The 22,633-nt window shown below is 72.3% G+C and carries 14 protein-coding genes, 5 tRNA genes and 1 riboswitch; of the genes, 10 read left to right on the top strand and 9 right to left on the bottom strand.

The genetic code is table 11. The annotated features are described in order from the left end of the window. The first annotated feature begins 29 nt into the window (after positions 1-29). Both LRS74_RS17820 and LRS74_RS17815 read left to right on the top strand, forming a co-directional pair. A complete protein-coding gene (locus tag LRS74_RS17820; RefSeq protein ID WP_277741926.1) occupies positions 30-1,247 on the top strand; it encodes an Ig-like domain-containing protein in 1,218 nt (405 codons plus the stop codon). Between the two features lie 124 nt (positions 1,248-1,371). Further along, a complete protein-coding gene (locus LRS74_RS17815) occupies positions 1,372-1,677 on the top strand; it encodes a hypothetical protein (protein WP_277741925.1) in 306 nt (101 codons plus the stop codon). 329 nt (positions 1,678-2,006) lie between these two features. Here LRS74_RS17815 and LRS74_RS17810 read toward each other — a convergent pair whose 3' ends face one another. The 7 genes from LRS74_RS17810 to LRS74_RS17780 form a co-directional block, all read right to left on the bottom strand. Beyond that, positions 2,007-3,362, bottom strand: a complete 1,356-nt coding sequence (locus LRS74_RS17810; protein WP_277741924.1) for a M23 family metallopeptidase — start codon at positions 3,360-3,362, stop codon at positions 2,007-2,009. 11 nt (positions 3,363-3,373) lie between these two features. Next, positions 3,374-3,514, bottom strand: a riboswitch (cyclic di-AMP (ydaO/yuaA leader). A 275-nt stretch (positions 3,515-3,789) separates the two neighbouring features. Continuing rightward, positions 3,790-5,058: a PP2C family protein-serine/threonine phosphatase gene (locus tag LRS74_RS17805; protein ID WP_277741923.1), complete on the bottom strand. Its 1,269-nt coding sequence runs from the start codon at positions 5,056-5,058 to the stop codon at positions 3,790-3,792. A gap of 477 nt (positions 5,059-5,535) precedes the next feature. Further along, positions 5,536-6,306 (bottom strand): DUF6227 family protein, encoded by a 771-nt coding sequence (locus LRS74_RS17800; protein WP_277741922.1) that lies wholly within the window; start codon positions 6,304-6,306, stop codon positions 5,536-5,538. Positions 6,307-6,969: 663 nt separating this feature from the next. Beyond that, positions 6,970-7,042, bottom strand: a tRNA-Lys gene (locus LRS74_RS17795). A gap of 197 nt (positions 7,043-7,239) precedes the next feature. Then, on the bottom strand, positions 7,240-9,585 hold the full coding sequence (locus LRS74_RS17790) for a DEAD/DEAH box helicase (protein ID WP_277741921.1): 2,346 nt from the start codon (positions 9,583-9,585) through the stop codon (positions 7,240-7,242). 413 nt (positions 9,586-9,998) lie between these two features. After that, on the bottom strand, positions 9,999-10,580 hold the full coding sequence (locus tag LRS74_RS17785; protein WP_277741920.1) for a hypothetical protein: 582 nt from the start codon (positions 10,578-10,580) through the stop codon (positions 9,999-10,001). Between the two features lie 247 nt (positions 10,581-10,827). Continuing rightward, positions 10,828-11,178: a metallopeptidase family protein gene (locus tag LRS74_RS17780; protein ID WP_277741919.1), complete on the bottom strand. Its 351-nt coding sequence runs from the start codon at positions 11,176-11,178 to the stop codon at positions 10,828-10,830. A gap of 606 nt (positions 11,179-11,784) precedes the next feature. Between LRS74_RS17780 and LRS74_RS17775 the strand changes: the two genes are divergently transcribed. The 7 genes from LRS74_RS17775 to LRS74_RS17745 all read left to right on the top strand — a co-directional run bounded on the left by LRS74_RS17775 (position 11,785) and on the right by LRS74_RS17745 (position 18,767). After that, positions 11,785-13,164 (top strand): metallophosphoesterase, encoded by a 1,380-nt coding sequence (locus tag LRS74_RS17775; protein ID WP_277744804.1) that lies wholly within the window; start codon positions 11,785-11,787, stop codon positions 13,162-13,164. A gap of 116 nt (positions 13,165-13,280) precedes the next feature. Then, positions 13,281-13,353 (top strand) — tRNA-Glu (locus LRS74_RS17770). A gap of 38 nt (positions 13,354-13,391) precedes the next feature. Next, positions 13,392-13,466 (top strand) — tRNA-Asp (locus tag LRS74_RS17765). 20 nt (positions 13,467-13,486) lie between these two features. After that, positions 13,487-13,563: transfer RNA gene (locus tag LRS74_RS17760), tRNA-Phe, on the top strand. 369 nt (positions 13,564-13,932) lie between these two features. Next, positions 13,933-17,889, top strand: coding sequence for an ATP-dependent RNA helicase HrpA (gene hrpA / locus LRS74_RS17755; protein WP_277741918.1), 3,957 nt, complete (start codon positions 13,933-13,935; stop codon positions 17,887-17,889). A 221-nt stretch (positions 17,890-18,110) separates the two neighbouring features. Further along, positions 18,111-18,185, top strand: a tRNA-Asp gene (locus tag LRS74_RS17750). 345 nt (positions 18,186-18,530) lie between these two features. Beyond that, positions 18,531-18,767 (top strand): DUF6274 family protein, encoded by a 237-nt coding sequence (locus LRS74_RS17745; RefSeq protein ID WP_277741917.1) that lies wholly within the window; start codon positions 18,531-18,533, stop codon positions 18,765-18,767. A 902-nt stretch (positions 18,768-19,669) separates the two neighbouring features. On the opposite strand, the gene bldC is transcribed toward LRS74_RS17745, so the two are convergent. Next, positions 19,670-19,876 carry a developmental transcriptional regulator BldC gene (gene bldC, locus LRS74_RS17740; protein WP_020869672.1) on the bottom strand — a complete coding sequence of 69 codons (207 nt, stop codon included), beginning with the start codon at positions 19,874-19,876 and terminating at the stop codon, positions 19,670-19,672. Between the two features lie 557 nt (positions 19,877-20,433). Beyond that, on the bottom strand, positions 20,434-21,270 hold the full coding sequence (locus LRS74_RS17735; protein ID WP_277741916.1) for a hypothetical protein: 837 nt from the start codon (positions 21,268-21,270) through the stop codon (positions 20,434-20,436). Between the two features lie 172 nt (positions 21,271-21,442). Here LRS74_RS17735 and LRS74_RS17730 point away from each other — a divergent pair, with 172 nt between their 5' ends. Next, positions 21,443-22,552 carry a Glu/Leu/Phe/Val dehydrogenase dimerization domain-containing protein gene (locus LRS74_RS17730; RefSeq protein WP_277741915.1) on the top strand — a complete coding sequence of 370 codons (1,110 nt, stop codon included), beginning with the start codon at positions 21,443-21,445 and terminating at the stop codon, positions 22,550-22,552. Positions 22,553-22,633 lie beyond the last annotated feature (81 nt).

Raw genomic sequence — 22,633 nt, 5'->3', positions numbered from 1 at the left:
ACCGTCACGACCGTCCCAAGAGGTCCTCTGTGCGATCCATACGTCCCATACGCCGCCCTCTCCGCCTGCTTGCGGCGTCCTCCCTGGCCCTGGCCTCGCTGGTGGCCTGTCAGTCCTCCTCCGGCTCGGACGGGAAGGGCGGCGCCTCGGTCGACCCGGCCGACGCCAAGCCCGCCCGCATCACCGTGACGCCGGGCAGCGACGGCCCGGCGGTGGCCCCCGACGGCGGCATCAAGGTCGACGTGGCCGGCGGCACCCTGACCAAGGTCCAGGTCACTCCCGACCCGAGCAGCGCCGACGCGGTCGCGGTGACGGGCTCATGGTCCGACGCCAAGAAGAGCTGGCGCTCCACCCGCACCATGACCCCGGGGGCCTCCTACGCCGTCCTGGCCACCGCGACCAACGCGGCCGGCGAGGTCACCACCCACCGTTCGGCCTTCCGCACCCGTGCGGCCAAGGTCTTCAACGGCGTCTCCGTCACCCCGTCCAACAACAAGGTCGTCGGCGCCGGCCAGCCGGTGTCCATCGCCTTCGACCACCCGGTGAAGGACAAGGCGGCGGTCGAGCGCCGGCTCTCCGTCAGCACCTCCCCCAAGACGGAGGGCTCCTGGGGCTGGACCCGCGACCCGCTCACCGGCGTCGAGCGCGTCGACTGGCGCCCCGAGAGCTACTGGGCCAAGGGCACCAAGGTGACCCTCCGCGCCAAGCTCAGCGGCGTCAACACGGGCGAGGGGCGCTACCTCCGCCGCGACGTCTCCAGCACCTTCACCGTCGGCACCGTCCGCGTCGCCAAGGCCGACCTGAAGCAGCACACGATGACCGTCTACGAGGACGGCAAGAAGGTCGACACCATCCCGGTCTCCGCCGGCTCCACCGCCTACCCCACCTGGAACGGCACCATGGTCGTCCTCGGCAAGGCACCCATGGTCAACATGACCAGCGAGTCGGTGAACATAGCCGACCCGTACAACAAGGACGTCCCCTGGGCGGTCCATCTGACCACCTCCGGCACCTACGCCCACGCCGCCCCCTGGAACGAGGGCAAGGGCTACTTCGGCCGTGTCAACATGAGCCACGGCTGCATAGGCATGTCGGAAGCGGACGGCAAGAGCTTCTACGACCGCGCCACCCCCGGCGACATCATCGAGGTCACCGGCTCCACTCGGGAGACCGTCGCCACCGGCAACGGCTACGGCGACTGGAACCTCTCCTACGAGGAGTGGAAGAAGCTCAGCGCCCTCGACTGAGCCCGACGGTCCGCTCTCTCCGGACCGGGGCGGGACCGTGACGGGCCCGTGGGGCGTTCGGGACGACCGGTGTTGTCGAATGGTCCCGAGAGGATCCGGATCGGCACATGTGGAAGGTGTGGCTATGGCTGGGGTTCCGACAGGCGTGGTGGCCGCGGGCGGTCTCGTGGGCGGCTACGGGGTCGCCCGGTGGACGAAGAGGCGGCCCCTGGGCGGTGTGGTGCTGGCCGCAGCGGGGGTCGCGGCGGCGCGGGGCTGGAAGGAGCGGGGCGGTGCCGGAACCGCGGCGGCCCTGAGCGGGCTGTATGTGGCCGCGTTCGCGGGCTCCCACCCGCTGGCCAAGAAGATCGGCGCCTGGCCGGCCGTCGCCGCCGTGGCGGGCGGGGTCGCCCTCGCCTCCTGGGCGGCCGCCGACCGCCGCGCCGGCTGAGCACCGCCGACACCCCGCGCCCGTGGCCACGTGACCCGGGCTCCGTGACCCGGGCCCGGTGACCCCGCGGCGCTGGTGCCACAGGGGTCGGCCCGCTCGCCGTCGCGGCGCGCGCCGCACCCGGGCTCCCGAGAGCGCGGGAAAACGAACCGGCGGCCCTGGCGTCAAGGGGGGAGAGAGCGCCAGAGCCGCCGGCGTATCGGGGCTGTGGGGGGAGAGGCTGGCCTCGGGTTCAGGCCGGCGTGCTCACGCGTGTCGAGCTCGCGAGTGCGGTCACGGTGTCGTGCTCGCGGGTGCGGTCACGGGTGGTGTGATCACGGCTGTCGTGGTCACGGGTTCAGGCCGTGCTGGCGCAGCCACGCCAGGGGATCGACCGGGGAGCCGCCGCCCGGGCGGACCTCCAGGTGGAGGTGGGGACCGGTCACGTTGCCGGTGGCGCCGACGCGGCCGATGACGTCGCCGGTGGACACCGTGCCCGAGGTCTTGACCATGGATGACAGGTGGCAGTACCAGATCTCGGTGCCGTCGGGGAGCGTGAGGACGATGCGGTAGCCGTAGGCGCCGGCCCAGCCGGCGGAGGTGATCGTGCCCCCGTGGACCGCCTTGACCGGGGTGCCGGTGGGAGCGGCGAAGTCCTGCCCCGTGTGGTCGGCGGACCACAGGTCGCCGGCCTGGCCGAAGGTGGAGGTGAGGGTGTAGGAGGCGACCGGGAGGGCATACGCGCCGGCGCTGGTCCCGCTGTCGCCTCCGGAGCCGGATTCCGACCCCGCGTCCGCCTCCGCGTCCGCCTCAGCCTCTGCCTCCGCTTCGGCCTTCGCCTTGGCCGCGGCCTCCGCCTTCCGCTCGGCCTCGGCCTTGCGTGCGGCCTCCTCCGCCTTGCGCTCGGCCTCGGCCTCGGCGGCCTTCTTCGCCTCGTCGGCCTCGGCCTTGGCCTGGGCCGCGGCCGCCTTGGCGGCCTGCTCGGCGGCGGCTCGCGCGGCGGCCTCGCGCTGGGCGTCGTCGGCCGCGTTCTGCTGATACTCGGCCTGCTGCATGATGCGGGCGCGCAGCGCCTCGCCGGCGTCGGTGGCGCCGTTCGCCGCGTCCTCGGCGGTCAGACCGGCCGTGGAGAGCGGGGCCGCGGCCGCGGGCGCGCCCGGTGCGGAGGCGACGTTGCCCGGGCCGACCGCGTCGGAGACGAGCCGCGTGGCACCGGGCAGCTCCCTCGCCTCCGGGAGCACGCCCTGCACCTCGTCGGCGACCTGCCCCAGGTCGGGCATGGAGATCGGCGGGTTGGGTCGGTCCTTGGCGGTCGCCATGCCGCCCGCGCCCACCGCCGCGATGACACCGACGCCGAGCACCGCGCCGCTGCGCGCCATGCCGCCGCCGCGCTGCTTGACCACCCGGTGCCGGCCGCGGACCGGGGCTATGGAGTCCGCCGTGGGATTCCACTCCTCCCCGTCCTCGTCCTCGGGCCCGAAGGCATCGTGCGGAGGGGCCACGACGGGGCTGGCGATGGTGGGGGCGCCGGATGTGGCGGGGCCCGAGGGCATCGCGGAGGCGGCCGAGGGGACAGCGCGAGCGGGGGCCATGGTCGAGGTCGGACCACCACCCGGGCCGGGAAGGACACCCGGACCGTAGGGGGCGCCGGAAACACCGGAGGGGCTGTACGGCGCCTCGTCGAAGGCAGACCTGTTGGACGCCACGGGGGCGTACTCCTTTCCTTCCGTCTCGCCTACCGGGTTAGCTGACGGGTTCGGAGCAGGAAGGTCTCCTACGGGCTCCTCCGAGGAAGCGCCCGATTCACCCCAAGGATGGTGGTTCCCCGGTTCCCTAGGTGCTGCGGTGATGCTGTTGGTGCTCGCGCTGCTGTGCGTGCGGGATTCGGCGACGGCGCACGGTGCCGCCTCTTGCGGCGGCTGTGACGACCGCGCTGCGTTATCGAACGTTAATAGACCGCCCGGCGTGTTTCCAAGCCGTTCCCTGGAATCCGTGCAGAATCGACGCCCCACATTCGGTCACTTTCCGGCAAATCTGAGCAAGTTGCCGGAGAGTTGAGTCACCAAGATCGCGCGGCGGAAACCCGCCACCGCTGATCGTGCGTCAATTGTTATGCGCAGGGGCGGCGGTCGACTACGTTCCGCTATCGGCGCTGCTCGCCCGGTCCGCCGGGTGTGCGAGGCCGGCCGGGTGGCCCGGTCGCCAGGGGTCGGCCGGCCGCTCCGCGCGGGAGTCAGCCGGCACCGGCCGCTCCGCGCGGGAGTCGGCCGGCGGCCCCTCCGCGCTCGACTGCCGGTGGACGGCGAGCACCGCCATGTCGTCCGCCGTCCTCCCGCGCGCATGGCGCGCGACATCCACGACCAGCGCGTCCAGCAGGGCGTCCGGCCCCGCGAAGGTGTGGCCGCGCAACCGCTCCGCCGGTTCGTAGAACTCGCCGTGCCGGTCCCGCGCCTCGGTCACCCCGTCCGTGAAGAGCAGCAGCGTCGCCCTGGCCGGGAACGGTCGCTCGTCCACCACGTCCGGCCACTCCCCCAGGTCCGTCATGCCCAGGGGCAGCGCCGGCGCCGTCGGTTCCAGGTAGCCCGCGCCGCCGTCCGCGCGGAGCAGCAACGGGGCCGGGTGACCGCGGTTCAGCAGGCGCAGCGTGGCCTCGCCGGGCGGGATCTCCACCAGCACCGCCGTGGCGAACCCCTCGCGCAGCTCCACGCTCGCCCGCCGCTCGGCCTCCCGGCGCAGCGCCCGGTCCAGCCGCCCCGCCACGCCCGCCAGCGTCGCCTCCTGCTCCGCCGCCTCCCGGAACGCCCCGAGGACGATCACCACGGCCTCGACCGCCGCCAGCCCCTTGCCCCGGACGTCGGCGACGAGGACGCGCGCGCCGTACGGCGTCCCCTGCACCGCGTACAGGTCTCCGCCGATGCGCGCCTCGGCCTGCGCCGCCTGGTACCGCGCGGCGATGCGCAATCCGCCCAGACGGGCGGCGGGCGTGGGCAGCACGGCGCGCTGTGCCGCCTCGGCGATGACCCGCGCGGAGGCCAGCCGCCGCTCGCTGCGCCGCATCATCCGGTTGGTCGCGATGGCGAGGAGCCCCACGGTGCACGCCGTGGCCAGCTCCGTGAGCGTCTGCGCCTCCCCCGCGTGCCGCAGCCCCTGCACCACCATCAGCCCTAAGGCCGCCGCCACCGAGGCCGCGGCGATCGCCAGCGTCACCCTCAGGGTGGAGAAGGGGGCGGCGATGAGCGGTGCGGCGGAGAGGAAGGGCACGGCGGTGTACGCAGGCGGCGTGGCCAACTCGAAGACGATCCCGCCGACGATCAGTGCCGCCGGCAGCCAGGTGGCGAAGCGGCGGGCGGGCGCGGTCTCGTAGACCTCGCCTTCCGCCACCGCGGCCCTGCCGCCTCGCACCCGCACCGGCTTCTCCCGCGTACCGCTCCGCCGCCGTCAGACAGACCCGGGGTTCGGACCCGCCGCCGACTCGCCGTCGCCGACTCCCCGCCGCCGATCCGCCGCCACCGGGCCGCCTTCGTCGCTTCGTCGTCGGGCGGCGCCACCGCTCCCGCCGCCGGCTCCCACAAGGCTCGCGGCTGGCGCCCCGCGGGGCGACTCGACAGCAGCCATCCGGCGTAGGCCGTGGGCGCTCGGCGCTCGGGCGCGGGGCCCGCCGACGGACACAGGACGCGAGGACGCGCGACGGCGGCCAGGCGACACGAGCACGGTCAGACGGCCCGACGGCGGCCAGACCGCGCGACGGCGGCCAGGCGACACGACCACGGCCAGACGGCCCGACAGCGGCCAGACGGCTCGACGGCGGCTAGGCGCGGCCGCTCACGGCTCCACCCCGAGCGCGGCCGCTCACCGCTCCATCCCGAGCGCGTGGGGCCCTCACAGCTCCACCCCGAGCGCGCGGGCGTGCCGGTCGGCCGCGAGCTCCGCGGCGACCTCGTCGAGGTAGACCTCGCACACCAGCCGCCCGTCGCTGGTCAGGTTGTGCTCCAGCTCCCACAGGCTGATCTCGTCGCCGTCGGCGAGCAGGAACGCGTGCTCGTAGAAGCGGCACCACGTCCCGTCGGGACCGCCCGACCGCCGGCGCGGCTTGGGGGCGAGCGCGATGTCGTGCGCGAAGGCGGTGGTGAGCAGTCGCTCCACGTCCTCGCCCGGCCGGTCCGGGTTCTCCGCGCGGCGCAGCACACGGCGGGCGTGGTCGGGCGAGTTGTCGGCGACGTAGGCGCGGGACGTCGTCATCGGCGGTGCGCCGTTGAGCAGTTGCTCCGGGATCCACAGCGGCACGGAGTCGAACTCGTCCCACCGGCCGCCACCGGTCCGCTCGTGCACCCGGCGCTCCGCGGCCAGCAACGCACCCTCGTCGTCGTACAGCTCGTACAGCGGGCGCTCCTCGGCGCCGGTGTTGTGCTCCAGCTCCCACAGCATCACGCTGCTGCCGTCGGGCAGCAGGAAGATGTGCCGGTACGTGCTGTAACCGAGCGGCCCGCGCGGCTCGTTGCACTGACGGCACGAGCGCAGCTCGGTCTGGTGCATCAGGGCGTCACGCAACCGGACGAGCAGCGCCTCGTCGATCTCGAACCCGTTCTGGGCACGGGCGAGCAGCCCGTCGAGCAGTTCGGCATGCGTTCCGCCCTGCTGTGAGTGCCCCATGTCGTCTCTACCTCCCGGCCATCGGCTCGCCGCGCCCCCCAGCGACCACATCGCGACTTACCGTAGCGGCGCGGCCACGCGACGCGTGCGGTGTTTCGGCGAAGCGGCCCCGGCGGCGTGTCCTCCCCATCCACTCCTGCGCCGGAAGGCTCAGATACATCACACTGTGGGCCTGATCCACGACAGATTCGATCACTTCCCCGATTTCAGCGCGCTATCCGGTATGACCGACTCCGCTACCCTCCGCGACGGCGGGGCCCGCCGTGGTGCGACGTCAGGACCCACGCCGTCGCGCCGGACGCCCCGAAAGGCTCACCGGTTTGACGCAACGTCACCGGCGACCGCCCACCACCGGGGGCTCATAGGAAAATCCGGGGCGGCGCCTGGGGACGCGCTCGGTGCTCGCCGCTGCCCCGGCATGGCGACGCGCCCCGTACGCGAACGGCGGACCGCGCGGGCGGGCGTGGCACGACCCGGGAGACGCGTCCTCCGCCGCGGAGACGCGCGGGCAGGGGCGGACACCCCTCGGAGCCCGGCGGAACCCTCCGGCAGCGCGGAACGGCCGTGAGGCCGGCGGACGAGCGACGGCCCGACCGGAGATCTCCGATCGGGCCGTTGGATGTATACGCAGGTCAGAGGCGACATGCTCGCCCCTCGTAACGGTGGGCCGTCAGGGGCTCGAACCCTGAACCAATGGATTAAAAGTCCACTGCTCTGCCAATTGAGCTAACGGCCCGCACACCGCAGCATAGCCCGCCCCCGGCTCCGGCCCGAGCCAATACCGCCCCTTGCCCGAGCGGGCCCGGTTTCGGGGGCGCTCTTCGGCGCACGGCATGGGGGGACGTCACTGCGATCTTCGCGCGAGAGGGCCCGTACGACACTTCCGTGCCGTACGGGCCCTCAGACGCTCAAACCCTCAGTCCCGCAACGGGATCAGCCGTTCCGCTTCCAGCGGGGCTTGTCGGCGCGGCGGTCGAGGGGCCGGGCACCCCGGTGGTCGTCACGACGGGCCGGACGGTCGTCGCGACGGTCCCGGTTGAAGGGACGGTCGTCGCGGTTGAACGGACGGTCCTCGCGGCGCTCACGGTGGAACGGACGGTCGCCGCCACGGTGGTTGTGGTCGCGACGCTCGAAGGAGCGGCCCTGACGGTCGTCACGGCGCTCGAACGAACGGCCGCCACCGAAGCCGCCACGGTCGCCGTCACGACGCTCGCGGTTGAAACCACCGCGGTCACCGCCACGGTCACCACGGTCCTCACGACGGTCCCGATTGAAACCACGGTCCCGGTCACGGTCGCGGTCGAAACCACCGCGGTCGTCGCGACGGTCCCGACGCTCGAAGTTGCCACGGTCGTCACGGCGCTCGAACGAACGGCCGCCACCGAAGCCGCCACGGTCGCCGTCACGACGGTCACGGTTGAAACCACCGCGGTCACCGCCACGGTCACCACGGTCCCGATTGAAACCACGGTCCCGGTCACGGTCGCGGTCGAAACCACCGCGGTCGTCGCGACGGTCCCGGTCGCGGTCACGGTTGAAGCCGCGGTCACGGTCGCGGTCGAAACCGCCGCGCTCCCGGTCCCGACGCTCGAAGTTGCCGCGCTCGTCACGACGCTCGTACGAGGACGCCCGACGCGGGCCCTCCTCGGCCACCACGGGGGTCTCGACCTCGGCCGCGGGGGCCTGGTGCGGGACGACCGGGGTCTCGGCGGCGGTCACGCCCTCCTCCGAGCTCGCGGCGGCGGCCTCCGGGGCCTCGCCCCGCTCGCGCGCCACGCGGGCGGCCAGCCGGTCGGCCTCCTCGCGGAGTTCGAGCGCCCGGCGCTGGACCTTCTCCAGCTCGCGGGTGAGCTGCTGCACCTCGCGCTCGGCCTGCTTGGCCGAGTTGGCCGCCGACTCCGCCTGCACCTCGGTGAGCGAGCGGGCGCCGGTGATCCGGGCCACGTCCTCGTCGAAGGCGCCGGCGCCGCCCACGATGTGACGCGAGGCGTCCACGCCCGCGTCCTCCATCAGGCGGAAGATCTGTCGGCGCTGGTGCGGCAGCGCCAGCGAGACGACGGTGCCGGACTGGCCGGCACGGGCGGTGCGGCCGCTGCGGTGCAGGTAGTCCTTGTGGTCGCCGGCCGGGTCGACGTTGAGCACCAGGTCGATGCCGTCGACGTGGATACCGCGGGCGGCCACGTCGGTGGCGACGAGCACGTTGACGTACCCGTCCTTGAAGTCGGCCAGGGTGCGGGTGCGGGCACCCTGGGTCATGCCGCCGTGCAGCGCGTCGGCACGCACGCCCGCCTCGCGCAGCTGGTCGGCGACGCGGTCGGCGCCGAGCTGGGTCCGCACGAAGATGATGGTGCGGCCCTTGCGCGCCGCGATGGCGGCGGTGACCGGGGCCTTGTCCTTGGGCTTCACGACCAGGACGTGGTGGGTCATGGTGGACACCGCGCCGGCCGACGGGTCGACCTCGTGGGTGACCTGGTCGACCAGGTAACGCTTGACCAGGGTGTCGATCTCGTTCTCCAGCGTGGCGGAGAAGAGCAGCCGCTGACCGCCCTGCGGCACCAGGTCGAGGATCTCGGTGACCTCGGGCAGGAAGCCCATGTCGGCCATCTGGTCGGCCTCGTCGAGGACGGCGACCTGGACCTTGTCGAGCGAGGCGGCGCCGCGGTCGATGATGTCGCGCAGTCGGCCCGGGGTGGCGACGAGGATGTCGACACCGCGTTCCAGGGCGTAGATCTGGTTGCCCATCGAGGTGCCGCCGCAGACGACCTTGAGCTTGAGGCCGAGGACGTCGCCGTACGGCTGGAGCGCGTCGCTCACCTGCATGGCGAGCTCACGGGTCGGGGTCAGGATCAGACCGCGCGGGCGCTTCTTCTCGGTGTGGCCGCCGGCGAGGGTGGTCAGCAGCGGCAGGCCGAAGGAGAGGGTCTTGCCGGAGCCGGTACGACCGCGGCCGAGGATGTCCTTGCCGGCCAGCGCGTCCGGGATGGTCGCGGCCTGGATCGGGAACGGGGTGGTCACACCGTTCTGCGCCAGCTTGCGGACGATCTGCTCGGGGAGCCCGAGGTCGCCGAAGGTGATCTGGGGAGCCGCGTCCTGGTCGTCCGCCTCGGCGGCGGCCTCGACGTCGGCCTCGACCTCGACGTCGGCCTCGACGTCCGCCTCGGCGCCGGTCTCGACCTGGGACTCGATCGCCTCGACCGTCGCCGCGGACATCTGCTCGTCCTGCTCGACCTGCTCGGTCACGGCGCTGGGCATGGCGGTGTTATCAGTGGAAATGGACATGCGAAATGCGAAACCTTCCGGAGTCTCGGCACGCGCCCGAACTCCGTGTCATTTCGCAAACGACCGCCTCAATGCGGTCAGCCACGGCAAGGGTAGGAACGCGCCACGCGGCGCGCTTCGGTTTGGCGCCGGGCAAATGGGATCAAACGATCTACCACCATACGCACTCCCACCCCCGGAAAGCAAATCCGGTCCGGAGCCACCCGCTCTCCGCCCCGGTCCGACGCCCGCCTCCCCGCCTCGACCACCGGCTCCTCCACCCCGGCCCCGCGGCCCCGCCCGCCACCCGCCGTTCCCCGCTCCGCGGCCGCGCTCGGCCCGCGCGGCCGCGCCCGACCAGCCCCCGTACCGGCCAGCCCGCCGCACGCTCGACCCCCGTACCGACCAGCCCCCGTCCCGGCTGCGTGCGCCGCTCAGCCCGCCTGCGGCGAGGAGCCGCCGCCCCCGCTCCCACCGCCCCCGCCGGTCGAGCCCGGGTCCTCCGTGGTCGGCGGCGGGGTCGTCGGCTCGCTGGTGGTCGGCTGCGGCGCCGGGGTGGTGGGCGGCGGAGTCGTGGGACGCGGCGGGCGCGGCGCCTGGGACGTGGGGGCCGACGTCGGCTCGCTCTTGCCACCGCCGCCCGGAGTCGGCGCCGGCGAGCTGGTGCGCGGCCGCGGGCTACGGCTGCGCCCGGCGGACGTGGAGGGCTCCGGGGCGGACTCCGAGGGCTTCGCGCCCTCCTTCCCGTCCCGACCGCCCGGCTTCTTCTTGCCCTTGCCCTTGCTCCGGCCGTGCTCCCCCTTGGCGTCGTCGACCGTGCGCGCCGCCGCGGCCGACGGGAGCGTGCCGCCGTCCGGCTCCGTCACACCGCCGCGGTGCTCGGTGCTGCTGCCACGCGTCCCGGGCCGCTCCGGGTCGTCGGACACGCTCATGCAGCCCCCCAGGGTCATGGCGGCAGCCATGACGGCCGCGATGCGCGCGGCCGCGCGGGGGGACGGAGCGGAGATTCCAGGCATGGGCGGGACACCTCTCAGGCCACGGGGTGCAGGCGCACTGCCCAACTGGCCGCGCCCCGCCCAGGACACGCGCGCCGCGCCCGGCTCCGGTCCCGTACGCGCGCGGCGAACCCCGCGGGGCTCGCGACGACCGCACGCCCTCGCCCTCCCGCAGGCCGTCGCCCCGCTGCCGTACCCGGCCCGCACCACGCCGCGCGGCGCCCCCGCGTCACCCGTGGGCCTACGCGTCACCCGTGGCGCCCGCGCGTCACCCGTAGCCGAGTGCGTGCAGCCGCTCGTCGTCGATGCCGAAATGGTGGGCGATCTCGTGGACGACGGTCACCTCGGTCTCGGCGACCACGTCCTCGCGCGTCTCGCACATCCGCAGCGTCGGATTGCGGTAGATGGTGATCCGGTCCGGCAGCACGCCCGCGTACCACTCGCCTCGGTCGGTCAGCGGCGTCCCCTCGTAGAGCCCGAGCAGCTCGGGATCGTCCGTCGGCGGCTCGTCCTCGACGAAGACCGCCACGTTGTCCATCAGCCTCGTCAGCTCGGGCGGGATCCGGTCCAGCGCCTCGGCGACCAGTTCCTCGAACTCCTCGCGCGTCATCTCCAGCACGCCGCCATTGTCCGCGAAGAACGGCCCGCGGACCCCGACCCGCACGCGCGCGGCCCACCCGGGCGCACCGCCGGTCGTCGGGAAGCCCCGCATCCCGTGAATCCCACACCGCCCACCGCCACCAGCTCCGCACCCCGGAGGGTGCCCTCGCCCCGGTCGCCGCATAGCGGGCCGGGAAACGGGCATACGGGCCCAATGGCCCGTACCGCCCCGTCCGGGACCACGCCGCCCGGCCCCGCCGCCGCCCGCCCGCTCCGTCCGGTCCGCCCGCTCCACACCGCCGTCGCGCGCCTCCCGGCCGCCGCCCGGCGCCTCCGCACGACCGTCCGGCGCTTGCGCACGACCGACCGACGCTTGCGCACGACCATCCGGTGCTTGCGTGCGACCGACCACGCGACCGCGCGGCGCGCACCCGGGGCCACGACCCTCGGGAGCCCCGCGGAGGCGGCCCGGCGCGCCCGGGAGGCGCTCGTACGGCTACGACGACGGCGCCGCGCCCGATCGCCGGAGCACCGCCCGCGCGGGACGCGTTTCCCGGGCGAGCCGGGTCTCCGCCCCGACGACTCCGCCGATCTCCTCCGGGCCTCGGGCCCGCTCCCCCGCGCGATCGTCCTGATCGCCGTCACCGTGCTCGGCTCCTGGCTGGGGCTGCTCGCCGTCGGCGGCGTCCACGCCTCCGTCGGCCCGATGGAGACGCGGATGGCGCTGCGCCCCTCGCTCACCGGCGGCACCTCGATCGACGTGTCCCCGCTCGGCTCGCTCGAATTCCGCAGCCATCGCGCCCCGCTCCGGCTGGACGTCGATGTCGACCGGCTCGATCCGGTCCGCTCCGAGGCGCTGGTGGAGCACCCCGAGCGGCTCTCCGGGCTCCAGGAGGAGGTCGCCGACGACGTCGTCCACGGCACCCGTGAGCTGGCGATCCGCTCCTGCGCGGCGGTGGCCTTCGGCGCCACCGCGCTCGGCCTGGCCGTCTTCCGACGCCCGCGCCGCGCGCTGGCCGCCGGGGGGCTGGCGCTCGCGCTGCTCGCCTCCTCGGGTGTCGCGGCGTACGCCACCTGGAACCCGAAGTCCGTGCTGGAGCCGAGGTACTCGGGGCTGCTCTCCAGCGCCCCGGCGGTGGTGGGCTCCGCGCGGACCATCGCCGACGACTTCGACGTCTACCAGGGCGAGTTGGCGCGCCTGGTCGCCAACGTCACCAAGGTGTACGAGGCCACCTCCACCCTCCCCGCGTACCAGCCGGACCCCACGACCATGCGGGTGCTGCACGTCTCGGACATCCGTCTCAACCCACTGTCCTGGCACGTGGTCCGGTCACTCGTGCAGCGGTACGAGATCGACGTCATCGTCGACACGGGCGACACGACCGGCCGCGGCACCACCGCCGAGAACGGCTTCCTGGCCCCGGTCTCCGACCTCGGCGCCCCGTACGTGTGGGTGCGCGGCGACCGCGACTCGCGCGACACACAGGCGTACCTCTCCGGGCGCAGGGGAGTGACGGTTCTGGACGACGGCCGCGCGGTGACCGTCGCCGGGCTGCGCATCGCCGGCGTCGGAGCTCCGCGGTCCGCCGCCGACCGCTCGGCGACCGCCGCCGACGACGACAAGTCGACCGAGCGCCGCGCGGGCCGGCGGTTGGCCGCCGGTCTTCGGGCCCAGCGCGCGGCCGGCACCCCCGTCGACATCGCGCTCGCGCACCACCCGGCCGCCGCGCGGGAGGCCGACGGCGCGGTCCCGCTCGTCCTGGCCGGCCATGCGCGCCACCGGGAGAGCGAGCTGCTGCCGGGGGGTACCCGACTGATGATCGGGGGCTCGACCGGGGGCACCGGGTTCGGCGCGTTCGGCGGCACGGAACCCGACGAGGTGCGGGCGTCCGTGCTCTACCTGGACCGCGACACCCATCGGCTCCAGGTCTGGGACGAGATCGAGCTGGATGGACTCGGGCTGACAAAGGCCGAGGTCAGCCGCCATCTACCGGAGGAGTCATAAGCGCGTTCGGGGCGCTTCGGGGGCCTCGCGGTAAACCGTTTTGGCGAACCATCCCGACATCCCATATGCTTCTCACGTCCCCGACGGCGCCGAGAGGCGCACAAGGTGGGCCATCAGCCCTCATCGTCTAGTGGCCCAGGACGCCGCCCTTTCAAGGCGGTAGCACGGGTTCGAATCCCGTTGGGGGCACGTAAGATCATGTGCGAGACTAGTGCTCGCACGAGCTTGGTCCTGTGGAGCAGTTTGGAGTGCTCGCCACCCTGTCAAGGTGGAGGCCGCGGGTTCAAATCCCGTCAGGACCGCTGCAGCCGCGAGGTTGCGTGGCTGGGTAGCTCAGTTGGTACGAGCGTCCGCCTGAAAAGCGGAAGGTCGCCGGTTCGACCCCGGCCCCAGCCACCACAGAAAGGCCCTGATCCTCGGATCAGGGCCTTTCGCGTTCTCCCGCCACTTCGCACCCCCGCAACCTCGCACCTGCGCCCCGCCCCTGTCCCGGACCCCGGCCTCACCCGTCCGGCCCAGCCGGCGCTCACCCTTTGCGGGCTTCGTTCCGCGCACGCATGGACCGCGACCGCTCGATCGCCGGGAAGGCCGCTCCGCAGGCCGTCGTCCACCCCGTCGCTCCTCGCCCCCCGCCTCCGCCCCGCGCCCTCCGCACCCTTCGCGCATGCGATAACCGCTAAAGCAATCAAGCGGGGCATAAGCCCCCAGACCGGCCCAGACGGAAATGGTTCGCCAGCCGTTTCGGCGAAGTGAGATCCTGGATCGCGTATGTCCACCACGCCTGCCCCCGCCCTGCCCGCCCTGCTGGACCGCCTGCCCGAGCTGACGCTGCGCGACCAGCAGCGGCTCGGCCGCCGGCTCGACGGCGCGCGCCGGATCCGTAAGCCAGAGGCGCGCTCCGCCGTGCTCTCCGAGATCGCCGCCGACATCGAGCAAGCCGAGCTGCGCGTGGCCACACGCCGGGCGGCGGTACCCGAGGTCGACTACCCGGAGTCGCTCCCGGTCAGCCAGAAGAAGGACGTGATCCTGGAGGCGATCCGGGACCACCAGGTGGTGATCGTCGCGGGTGAGACCGGCTCCGGCAAGACCACCCAGATCCCCAAGATCTGCCTGGAGCTGGGGCGCGGCGTGCGGGGCCTGATCGGGCACACCCAGCCCCGCCGGATCGCCGCCCGCACCGTCGCCGAGCGCGTCGCCGAGGAGCTGCGCACCCCGCTGGGCGAGTCGGTCGGCTGGAAGGTCCGTTTCACCGACCAGGTGAGCCAGGACACCCACATCAAGCTGATGACCGACGGCATCCTGCTCGCCGAGATCCAGACCGACCGCGAGCTGCGCGCCTACGACACGATCATCATCGACGAGGCGCACGAGCGCAGCCTCAACATCGACTTCATCCTCGGCTACCTGGCCCAGCTGCTGCCCAGGCGACCCGACCTCAAGGTCGTCATCACCTCGGCGACCATCGACCCGGAGCGCTTCTCCCGACACTTCGGCGACGCGCCGATCGTCGAGGTCAGCGGGCGCACGTATCCGGTGGAGGTGCGGTACCGCCCGCTGCTGGAGGAGGGCGGCGACGACGCCGATCGGGACCAGATCACCGCGATCTGCGACGCGGTCGACGAGCTCCAGGCCGAGGGGTCGGGCGACATCCTGGTCTTCCTCTCCGGCGAGCGCGAGATCCGCGACACCGCCGACGCGCTCAACAGGAAGGCGCTGCCGTTCACCGAGGTGCTGCCGCTGTACGCGCGGCTGTCCCACGCCGAGCAGCACCGGGTCTTCCAGCGCCACACCGGCCGCCGGATCGTGCTGGCGACCAACGTCGCCGAGACCTCGCTCACCGTCCCCGGCATCCGCTATGTCATCGACACCGGCATGGCCCGCATCTCGCGCTACAGCTACCGCACCAAGGTGCAGCGGCTGCCCATCGAGCCGATCAGCCAGGCCAGCGCCAACCAGCGCAAGGGCCGCTGCGGCCGCACCAGCGACGGCATCTGCGTCCGGCTCTACTCCGAGGACGACTTCCTGAGCCGTCCGGAGTTCACCGACGCCGAGATCCTCCGCACCAACCTGGCCTCCGTCATCCTCCAGATGACCGCCGCCGGGCTCGGGGACATCGAGAAGTTCCCGTTCATCGACCCGCCGGACCGGCGCAACATCAAGGACGGCGTGCAGCTCCTGGAGGAGCTGGGCGCCATCGACGGCACGCAGAAGGACCCGAAAAAGCGGCTCACCCAGATGGGGCGGAAGCTCTCGCAGCTCCCCGTCGACCCGCGGTTGGCCCGCATGGTCCTGGAGGCGGACCGCAACAACTGCGTCCGCGAGGTCATGGTGATCGCCTCCGCGCTCTCCATCCAGGACCCGCGCGAGCGCCCGTCGGACAAGCAGCAGCAGGCGGACCAGCAGCACGCCCGCTTCAAGGACGAGTCCTCCGACTTCCTGGCCTTCCTCAACCTGTGGCGGTACATCCGCGAGCAGCAGAAGGTGCTGTCCTCCTCCGCCTTCCGCCGCATGTGCCGCTCTGAGTTCCTCAACTACCTGCGCATACGCGAGTGGCAGGACATCTACAGCCAGCTGCGCACGGTCGCCAAGACCATGGGCATCCACCTGTCCGAGCAGGACGCGGCGCCCGACCACATCCACACCTCCCTGCTGGCCGGCCTGTTGTCCCACGTCGGGCTCAAGAGCGTCGTGGCGGAAGGCGGCAAGGAGACGACCGGCAAGGGCAACGAGTACCTGGGCGCGCGCAGCGCCAAGTTCGCCGTCTTCCCCGGCTCCGCGCTCTTCAAGAAGCCACCGCGCTGGATCATGTCGGCGGAGCTGGTGGAGACCTCCCGGCTGTGGGCGCGGGTCAACGCCAGGATCGAGCCGGAGTGGATCGAGCCGCTCGCCCAGCACCTGGTGAAGCGGACCTACAGCGAGCCGCACTGGGAGCAGAAGCAGGCGGCGGTGATGGCGTACGAGAAGGTCACGCTCTACGGCGTGCCGATCGTCGCCCAGCGCAAGGTCAACTACGGCCGCATCGACCCGGAGACCAGCCGCGACCTGTTCATCCGTAACGCGCTGGTCGAGGGCGACTGGCGCACCCACCACCAGTTCTTCCACGACAACCGCAAGCTGCTCGGCGAGGTCGAGGAGCTGGAGCACCGCGCCCGCCGCCGCGACATCCTGGTCGACGACGAGACGCTCTTCGACTTCTACGACCAGCGCATCCCCGCGCACGTCGTCTCCGGCGCGCACTTCGACTCCTGGTGGAAGCACAAGCGGCGGGACGAGCCGGAGCTGCTGAGCTTCGAGAAGTCGATGCTCATCAACGAGCGCGCGGAGGGCGTCACCAAGGACGACTACCCGGACACCTGGCGCCAGGGGTCCCTCAAGTTCAAGGTGACGTACCAGTTCGAGCCCGGCGCGGACGCCGACGGCGTGACCGTCCACATCCCGCTCCAGGTGCTCAACCAGGTCACCCCGGAGGGCTTCGACTGGCAGATCCCCGGGCTGCGCGAGGACCTCGTCACCGAGCTGATCCGGTCCCTGCCCAAGCCGATCCGGCGCGCCTACGTCCCCGCCCCCAACTACGCCAAGCGCTTTCTGGACGGCGCGGTGCCGCTCCAGGAGTCGCTGACGGTCACCCTCGCCCGTGAGCTCCAGCGCATGCAGGGGGTGAAGATCGCCCCCGAGGACTGGGATCTGGAGAAGGTCCCGGACCACCTGAAGATCACCTTCCGGGTGGTCGACGAGCGACGCCGCAAGCTCGCCGAGGACAAGGACCTGGAGGCGCTGCGGCTGCGGCTGAAGCCGAAGACCCGCGCGGCCATCTCCCGCGCCTTCGAGTCCTCCAAGGAGGGCGCGGGCATCGAGCAGCGCACCGGGCTGACCCAGTGGACGATCGGCACCCTGCCGCGCACCTTCGAGACGCGCCGCGCGGGGCAGCCGGTGAAGGCGTACCCGGCGCTGGTCGACGAGGGCGCCTCGGTCGCCGTGCGGCTCTTCGACACCGAGGTCGAGCAGCAGCAGGCGATGTGGCGCGGCACCCGCCGGCTGATCCTGCTCAACCTGCCCTCCAACCCCGCGAAGTTCGCCCAGGGCAAGCTGACCAACCAGGCCAAGCTGGCGCTCTCCGCCAGCCCGCACGGCAGCGTCCAGGTGCTCTTCGAGGACTGCGTCTCGGCCGCCGCGGACCGACTGATCGCCGCCCGCGGCGGTCCGGCCTGGGACGAGGAGTCCTTTCGCAAGCTCTTCGACGCCGTCCGCGCGGACATCACCGACGCCACCCTGGACACCGTCCGCAAGGTGCAGGAGGTGCTGGCCGCCTGGCAGGCGTGCGAACGCCGGCTCAAGGCCACCAAGAGCCCGGTCCTGCTGCCCTCCCTGACCGACGTCAGGGAACAGCTGGGGGAGCTGGTCAAGCCCGGCTTCGTGACCGAGCACGGCGTGCGTCGCCTCCCGGACCTGATGCGCTACCTGGTGGCCGTCGACCGCCGGCTGCAGCAGCTGCCGAACAACGCGGAGCGGGACCGCACCCGGATGGCGAAGGTGCACGAGATGCGGGACGAGTACCTCTGGCTGCTGGAGCAGTTCCCGCAGGGGCGCCCGGTGTCACGCGAGGTCCGGGAGATCCGCTGGATGATCGAGGAGCTTCGGGTGAGCTACTTCGCGCACGCCCTGGGCACCGCGTACCCGATCTCGGACAAGCGGATCGTCAAGGCGATCGACGCCGCGGCACCCTAGGTGCGGGTCGGCCGGCCGGCCGACCCGGCGGGCGCTCACCCGGCGCACCCCGTGGAACGAGCCGTTCCAGGCTCGTTCCACCCGCCGTCCGACTGCCGGCCGGCCGCCGTTCGGCCGCGGTCCGCCCGTAGTCCCGCCGTCGCCAAGAGTGAGTTCGACCAGGTGGCCTGACCTGCTGTAGAGTCTGTCTCCGCAGCCCACCGAGGTGGGAAGCGAAGCAAGGTCCTGTGGAGCAGTTTGGAGTGCTCGCCACCCTGTCAAGGTGGAGGCCGCGGGTTCAAATCCCGTCAGGACCGCCTCTGGATCACGGCCCGCGATTCCCCTGGAATCGCGGGCCGTGGTGTTTGCGCGGCCCCAACGGCCCGCCCCGGGACCGGACTCCACGGCGGCACGGCAGGCACCGCGAACCGCATCGTGTCCCACCCGCCGACGCCGCACCGCCCATCCCGCGCGCGACGCGCTCCGCACGACCGCGCGGACGCGTGCGACGGCCATGACACTGTCCACCCCCAGGGTGCTGGCTCATAATGGATACGGGCCCGGATCCGCACGAGGATCCGGGCCTTTGCGTGTCTTGACTGGGGCACGTACCAGGGGTACCCATCACTTAAGTGGCCTGGGGCGCGCGGGAGGTGCGGCTCATGACGACGACCGCGAGGCATGAGACCAGGGCGTTGTTACGCGCCCATCTGTCAGCGGCGATGGGGTATCGCCATTCCACCCGGCACTGCCCGGTCTGCCACCGGCTGCTGCGGCTGGCGATGGAGCCCCAGGAGGCCCGAGGCGCCGACAGGGGCGCCGCGGAGGCCGTGCGCGCCGCGGAGGCCGTGCGCGCCGCCGACGCCGCAGAGGGCGGAAAGAGCACCGCGTGCGGCTGACACCGTCCAGCTCCCCGCGGCCGGCTCCCACCGGCACCGCCCGACTGCCGTCCCGCGCCGCGCCGCCGCCGTACCTCGCCGCGCGACCGCCGGCCGGCGCCGCATGGCCGGCAGCGCTCGGCCGCAGGCGGCCGTCGACTCCGGCCCTCACACGGCCGACACCGCCCGGACGTCGGCCCGCGCGGGCGGCGACAGCCCCGTCCCTGGCGGAGGGATCCGATCCGCCCACGGGGGAGGCACCCAGAGAAGAAGCCCCCACGGGACTCACGGGAGAGGCACCCACGGCAGAGGCACCCACGGGACTCACGACAGAGGCGCCCACGGGAGAGCCACCCACCCCCGCGCCGCCTCGGCAGCGATTCACGCGCCTAAACAGACGCGCTCGATTCCGCGCGGCGAACGCATCCAATGCGCCTTCCGCGCCCTCTTCCTCCACGGCACGGAAGGCCGAAATCCCTTTACCGTAGGTATGCACGTGACGACAAGCAGCATGCGATGTGACGGGAGTCACCGAACGGCTTTCCAAAGGGGGTCAACTTACACCCCTCCTACAACAGGTCAATTTAATATGTGCAATTGCACCACCCTTTCGGGTGCCCCCAGGGAAGCGCTTCCACCCCCTCCCCCACCGCCCTGAAGGGCCGCCTTGCACGGAATATGCGGACTCCGCAGGAGGTGGGGCGGGTCCGGCCGACACGGCCACGCCGCCCTCGTAGACGGCGCGTTCACCCCTTCGCGCGGGCATGAAAAATCGCGCTGGACCCGGCGGAGTCCAGCGCGATCTACGACTCGCCCGCATCGTACGGGCGGCACACCTGTTGGGGCAGGCGCTGTCGTGTGGAGCTAGTGGTGGGCCATCAACCAGGCTGGGGGGCCTGGAAATGCCCGGTTATGCAGTTGTTTCAGCCCTCGCTGCGCTGCTGCGGGATGCCCGCCAGCAGCGCGCGGACCTCCGCTTCGCGGTAGCGCCGGTGACCACCGAGCGTGCGGATCGACGTGAGCTTGCCTGCCTTGGCCCAGCGCGTGACCGTCTTCGGGTCCACGCGGAACATCGTGGCAACCTCAGCCGGGGTCAGCAGCGGCTCGGCATCAGGGGTGCGAGCGGTCATGAGCGGCCTCCTCGGGAGAACCGAACCATCACGGTTCTTTCCTCTAAATTCTGCACCTTGACCCGCGTTGCCCGAAATGGCGGACGCGGGCCGAGTCGGTTATAGGACGAACGGCTTGTCCTCGGCACTACAACTACACCATCTGTCCAGCCCCGTCGGCCAAACCGATGGAATTGCCCTCTCAGGTGTTCAACCTCGACGGAACCCGATGGACCATGCCATAACGGACAGTCACCCAACCGTGACGATCAGTCACGGTGGGACCAAGCGCCATCAGCACCATCAAGGAGTGCAATACCGATGAATCCGCCCTTACTTGGACGGAAGGAGGCCCTCCTGGACTCCTTGTCCTATTTTGGCACGAGGGTAGGGGATAGCCGCAAGACCCGAAGTAAGTGGGTTAGGTCACTGTTGCCGCAATAGCCCGGATCGGGACCTACGTCCCGGCCGTTGGTCCGTCGCCCGACGCCCGCGCGCCCGGAGCACCCGCCGGCTCACGCCCCGCGCGCCCCGGCCGACGCCCGCAGCCGCGCTCCCATACGCGCCCGGCGCACGCCTCAGCTTGCATTCTGCCGTCCGCGCACCATGCTCCAGCGCTCCGTCAGCCGTTCGTACGCAAGCCCGGCCCGCTCGCCGTCCCCGTCGCGCAGCGCCGCGAGCCCCTCCGCCACATCGGCGGCCGAGTGATCATCCTGCAGCCGCTCCTCGGGCACCGCGTGCACCAGTCCGCCGTAGTCGAGCTCGACCAGTGAGCGCGGGTGGAACTCCTCCAGCCATCGACCAACATCTACCAGGCCGTCGATCAGGGGTCCCTCGCCGAGCGCCTCCCGCAGCACCTTCAAGGCGCGCGCCACCCGGCGCCGGGCCTCCACCATCGGGGTCCGGTAGCGGAGCAGCAGCCCCTCCTCCCCCTTGGTGTACTCGCGCTCCTCGTCGGCGAAGAGGACGAACCAGCGCACCGGAACGTGCCAGGTCGCGGAGCGGATCCAGGGTCGTGCGTCCGGGTTGCGCTCCAGCCAGCGGGCGAAGTCCGCCTCCGCCTGCCGCCGCACCACCGGCGGCAGCACCGCGTCCAGCAGCGGCGCCGGGAAGCGCTCGGCGAGCTCTTCCAGGGCGATCCAGCCCCGGAGCCGGGTACGCCAGGGGCAGACGCAGACCACCCCGTCGACGACGGCCACGAAGGCGTCGCCGCTCTCGTGCACGGGGACCGGAACCGGCGGCACCGGAAGCAAGTCCGCCAGCGACCGGCGCAGTTCGTCCTGGGCCCCCGGCAGCCGATCACGCCGCGCGTAGCGCGCCCAGTGCGTGCGCTCCGGCTCCGGAAACGCGGCGAGCGGCTCGTAGACCCGGAGATACGCCGCGTACGGGACAGTCACCGAAGTCGCCAACGCCACGCACGCTCCCTCAAGGCCGATTCGAGTGCTTCGAGTTCTCTCTGCCGGATGCTCGAATCGTCCCATGCCAGACGCATGACAGAACGGTCTCCTTGACCGCTCACCGCGACCTTGAGGGCTTACCCTCTTGCCGACCGGCCCTCCCCACCCGCAGGGGGGCGTCCAGCGACATATGGGAGTCACCACCGTGACTGACGTACGTCTCACCGACGATGCTGACGGCGTGCTGCACACCCTGTTCCGCTCCGATCAGGGCGGCCACGAACAGGTCGTCCTCTGCCAGGACCGCGAGACCGGCCTGAAGGCCGTCATCGCCATCCACTCCACCGCCCTGGGCCCGGCCCTGGGCGGCACCCGTTTCCACGCCTATCCGTCCGACGAGGCGGCGGTGCTCGACGCGCTGAACCTCGCCCGCGGCATGTCCTATAAGAACGCGCTCGCCGGGCTGGACCACGGCGGCGGCAAGGCCGTGATCATCGGTGACCCCGACACGATCAAGACGGAGGAGCTGCTGCTCGCCTACGGGCGCTTCGTGGCCTCCCTGGGCGGCCGCTATGTCACCGCCTGCGATGTCGGCACCTATGTCGCGGACATGGACGTGGTCTCCCGCGTCTGCCGGTGGACGACCGGCCGCTCCCCCGAGAACGGCGGCGCCGGCGACTCCTCCGTGCTCACCGCCTTCGGCGTCTTCCAGGGCATGCGGGCCTCCGCCCAGGCCGCCTGGGGCGAGCCCACGCTCGCCGGCCGCCGGGTGGGCGTCGCGGGTGTCGGCAAGGTGGGCCACCACCTGGTCGAGCACCTGTTGGAGGACGGTGCCGAGGTGTTCATCACCGATGTGCGCCAGGAGTCCGTCGACCGGATCATGAGCCGGCATCCGAAGGTGACCGCCGTCCTCGACACGGACACCCTCATCCGCGCCGACCTGGACGTCTACGCCCCGTGCGCGCTGGGCGGCGCCCTGAACGACGAGACCGTTCCGGCCCTGACCGCCACGGTGGTCTGCGGTGCGGCCAACAACCAGCTCGCCCACCCGGGGGTGGAGAAGGACCTCGCCGACCGCGGCGTCCTCTACGCCCCCGACTACGTGGTGAACGCCGGCGGCGTCATCCAGGTGGCTGACGAGCTGCACGGTTTCGACTTCGAGCGGGCGAAGGCGAAGGCGGACGGGATCTTCGACACCACGCTGGCCATATTCGAGCGGGCGAAGGCGGACGGGGTGCCGCCGGCGGTGGCCGCCGACCGGCTGGCGGAGCAGCGGATGGCGGAAGGCCGCCAGGGCTGACCCCCTCGCCCCGACGAATCATTTCGTACCTTCATACGAAATGATTCGTCGGGGTAGGCTGCCTGTGGCGGATCTCCGGCA

Origin of the sequence: Streptomyces sp. LX-29 (genome assembly GCF_029541745.1) — a bacterium.
Lineage (GTDB): Bacteria > Actinomycetota > Actinomycetes > Streptomycetales > Streptomycetaceae > Streptomyces.
Note: the sequence above shows the minus strand (reverse complement) of the source record. Positions and strands in the feature narration are given on the sequence as shown.